The 3,448-nt window shown below is 63.4% G+C and carries 3 protein-coding genes; all 3 read right to left on the bottom strand.

What is annotated here, in order from left to right:
- Positions 1–110: 110 nt before the first annotated feature.
- The 3 genes from EN786_RS35825 to istA are packed head-to-tail and all read right to left on the bottom strand — an operon-like array spanning position 111 to position 2,594.
- Entirely contained in the window at positions 111–332 is a 222-nt protein-coding gene (locus tag EN786_RS35825) for a hypothetical protein (protein WP_135909986.1), read from the bottom strand.
- On the bottom strand, positions 329–1,102 hold the full coding sequence (istB, locus tag EN786_RS35820) for an IS21-like element helper ATPase IstB (RefSeq protein ID WP_135909983.1): 774 nt from the start codon (positions 1,100–1,102) through the stop codon (positions 329–331). The genes EN786_RS35825 and istB overlap by 4 nt, the downstream gene beginning before the upstream one ends.
- Positions 1,095–2,594: an IS21 family transposase gene (gene istA / locus EN786_RS35815; RefSeq protein WP_135909981.1), complete on the bottom strand. Its 1,500-nt coding sequence runs from the start codon at positions 2,592–2,594 to the stop codon at positions 1,095–1,097. The genes istB and istA overlap by 8 nt, the downstream gene beginning before the upstream one ends.
- Positions 2,595–3,448: the final 854 nt, after the last annotated feature.

Raw genomic sequence — 3,448 nt, 5'->3', positions numbered from 1 at the left:
TGTTGATGGCGTTTCAAAAGCGCGGCTAAACGACGACAAGAGTTTGGTGCTTGTGGAGGGAACAAAAAAGGCGGCCTTTGCAGGCCGCCGAGTGTCGAGGGATGTGTGCTTCAGAACGAGGACGGGGCGTTTTCGATGTCGCTGTGATCGGTCGGTGTTCGTTGCTGCGCCTGGATAAGTTCCTGGAGGTTGACGCAGTAGTGCGACCAGATGCTGTCGGCGAGATCGTTGAGGAACTCGAAGACAGCGAGCGCCTGTTCGGGTGTCCATTCGGGATTGATGAGGAAGTGGATTCCACGCCTGAGGCCTGACGGTTGAGGATCTGGTTTCATGCTGCGGGCACCTTTTCGCCGGAGGAGCGGCTGGTGCGTTTTTCGCGCTGTGCCTTTGATCGCTCGGCCGCTTCCTTGAAGCGGTAGGAATCGCCTTCGATGGAGATCACCTCGGATCGGTGCATGAGGCGGTCGACGAGGCTGACGACGCAGGCGGCATTGGGAAAGACCTCCGACCAATCAGCGAAGGGTCTGTTGGTGGTGATGATGGTGGAGCGTTTTTCGTAGCGCCGGCTGATGAGCTCGAACAGCAGGTCCGCATGACGGTTCGAGTAGGACAGATACCCGACCTCGTCGATCGCAAGAACGTCGGCGGCGGCGTAGTGGTGAAGCCGTCGGCGCAAGGCTGCGTCGCTGTCGAGGGCGGCGAGTTCGCCGAGCATCTCGCTGGCGGTGCGGAAGAGGACGGTGTGACCGCAGATGAGCGCCTGCTGGGCGACATTGCGAGCAAGTGTCGATTTCCCAACGCCGTTGGGACCGACAAAGACGATGTTGGCGGCATCGTTCATGAAGGACAGGGTCATCAGGTCCTCGACGGCGGCGCGGTCGATGCGGCGAGGCCAGTGCCAGTCATAATCGGACAGTTGCTTGAAGTGGCCGAGCCTGGCGGCACGCATGCGCCGCCGCATCGAACGGTCGGAGCGCTCCTCTTCTTCCCATTGAAGGACGGCGGCCAGCCAGTCCGCGCCAGCGATTTCGTCCCAATGGGTGATCAGGCCATTGAGGCGCAACGCCCTGGCCCGGTTGAGCAGGATATCGGGATTATTCATCGTCTTTGCCTCCAAGGGTCAGTTGGTCGTAGCTGTCGAGGCGATGCGGCCGTACCGTCGTATCCTTGCGCCGCACGTGTTCGGGCAGGCTCGTTTCGACCGGCGGCGGAGCACCACGGGCGACCCGGCGACGTTCCAGTACGTCGCGAACCGACCTGGAATGGGAGGCGCCGGCATGCAAAGCTTGCTCGACGGCGGCCTGCAGTTCCTGCGCGCCGTACAGGTCAAGCAGTTTCAGCATCGCGGTTGTGATCGCACCGATATTGGCGCCACGCTCGGCGGCCCGGATCATCAGCGTCTGGCAGGCCGGCACGGCGCGCGCCAGGCTGTTGAGGCCGCGATGCTGGCGCGCCTCGCGCTTGATTGCGACGAGAGCCTTGAGGTGCTGAGGGTCCTCGATCTGCTGGTCACGATCATAGCTGCGACGGTGACTGGCGATCATCTTTGCGCCGTCGAAGACGCGGACCAGGCCGAGATCGGCGCGCACGCTGAGCGTGCGCCGGACATGAGCATGCGGTACCGAGTAATCGTTGAGGTCGAAGCGCACATAGGGCGTTTTGCCGACCCTGGCGGCGACCTGCTCCTCGACGGGGTACGGGTTGGCGGGCAGCGGCAGAAGCAGTGGCTGCTCTTGCGCAAACGCCTGGCGGACCGTTATCGTCCGGTCCTCGGGGCATGGCCGGTCGGCTGCCTGGTTGCGGCACCACTGTTCGGCCTGGGCATTCAGATCGTCGAGATCGGTGAACTTGCGGGCGATGAAGAATGCTTCCCTTATGTGCCGTATGGCGCGCTCGACGCGGCCTTTTTCGTTACCCCGGGCAACCGCGACAGGACGTGGCTCGAACCGATAGAAGCCGGCGAAGGCAAGCAGCGTCGGATGGAAGCGGATCGCATCGCCCTGACGCTCGAGCACCGCACTCTTGAGATTGTCATAGAGCAGGACCCTGGGCAGCCCGCACCATGTGTTGAACGCGCCGACGTGACCGCGCAGGAAGTTTTCCATGCGCGCGTCGAGGAAGAAGCGCAGGTAGATGTCGCGTGAGTAGGAAAGCACCATCACGAACGCCATCAGCGGCCGGCGGGCGTTGCCGATCTCGATGTGACCGAAGTGGGCCCAGTCGACCTGTCCCTGCTCGCCAGGCAATGTGCGTAGCCGCAGGAACGCCTCGGCCGGCTTGCGTGGACGGTGCAGGGCAACCAGGTGCCGAAAGTGCGTCGGCAAGCCCCGGTAGCCGCGCTCGCGCACCATCGCATAAAGGCGGCTGGCGGTCAGCGAGGGGAACTTTTCCAGCGTCTGCTCAATGAATGGCAGATACGGTTCAATGATTGAGGCTCTCTGCAGCGGCTTATGCCGGGGCAATCCCGCCTGGGCCAGAACGCGATGCACCGTCGTGTGATGGACATGCAATTGCCTGGCGATGGTGCCGCAGCGCCACTTCTCGGCGTGATACAGGCGCAGGATATGCGCTTCCAGTTCGGGGCTGATGGTCATGATGCGGGCTCTCCGTCTGCGTAGTCAGCTTCACGGGCGTAACGAGGCCCCCGGCGACGCACGAAGCCGGTGCGAACGAACGGCGACAGCCGACAGTCGCAGCGCCGACAGCACGGCGTGCGCATGAACGATGTCGTCGCCCGCCCGATGACATCAGCAAAGGCAGCGACGACACCGTTCGAGGGGCTGCCCAGTAGTGAACCGGCAGGAGATGCAGGTGGAGAATGATGCGTCACTTTATTGTGCCGAGCCCGATATCGTCGGGCCCGGTCCGCATGAGCCAAGCGTCCACGGCGGCTGCGCTGATAACGTCGCCCCGCCTCGCGCACGCTCTCGCGGCGGGCAGCACGGGCGCAGACCTCCCCGCAGTAGCGCTGTCCCCGGTCGCAGCTGCGGCAGATCGTTACCTGCGAACGGCAGCGGCCGCACAGAAAGAAGCGGCCCGTGAACATCCGCGACGGTCCTTTCGGAGCGCCGCTGGGAGTTCGGGGAAAAGGTCGACGGAATGCGCTGACAATGCGATAATGCAGGTCGCGCACCGTCAGTGGAGCGTGACACCGAGCCCGGACTTGCCAGTTGAGATCGGTGTTACGCCGGATTGTTTCTGCGGCGCTGATTACCCGCGGATCTACCACAAGGCAGGCGCATGGCGGGGTACGTCGAAAGCCGCCTCAGGGCGACTGGAGACGTGCCCCGCGTCTATCGCCTTCTCAACCTCAGATGATCAGCACCACGCCGCAAAGGCGGTCGCCCGCTACAGCGCTAGTTGAAGAGCGCGCGGGCGACCGCCTTTGCTCTCTCCAGCGCTTCAGCTCTTGTCGTTGTTTATCAGCGGTTTTCGACCGTCGTCGACA

It is taken from the genome of Mesorhizobium sp. M4B.F.Ca.ET.143.01.1.1, from assembly GCF_004792275.1.
In the GTDB taxonomy this organism is placed as follows: Bacteria; Pseudomonadota; Alphaproteobacteria; order Rhizobiales; family Rhizobiaceae; genus Mesorhizobium; species Mesorhizobium abyssinicae.
The sequence above is the reverse complement of the archived record's forward strand: the minus strand, read 5'-3'. Positions and strand labels throughout refer to the sequence as shown.

Coding starts and splice junctions, on each gene's coding strand:
- EN786_RS35825 (WP_135909986.1), bottom strand. CDS start 332: ATGAAACCAGATCCTCAACCGTCAGGCCTCAGGCGTGGAATCCACTTC.
- istB (WP_135909983.1), bottom strand. CDS start 1,102: ATGAATAATCCCGATATCCTGCTCAACCGGGCCAGGGCGTTGCGCCTC.
- istA (WP_135909981.1), bottom strand. CDS start 2,594: ATGACCATCAGCCCCGAACTGGAAGCGCATATCCTGCGCCTGTATCAC.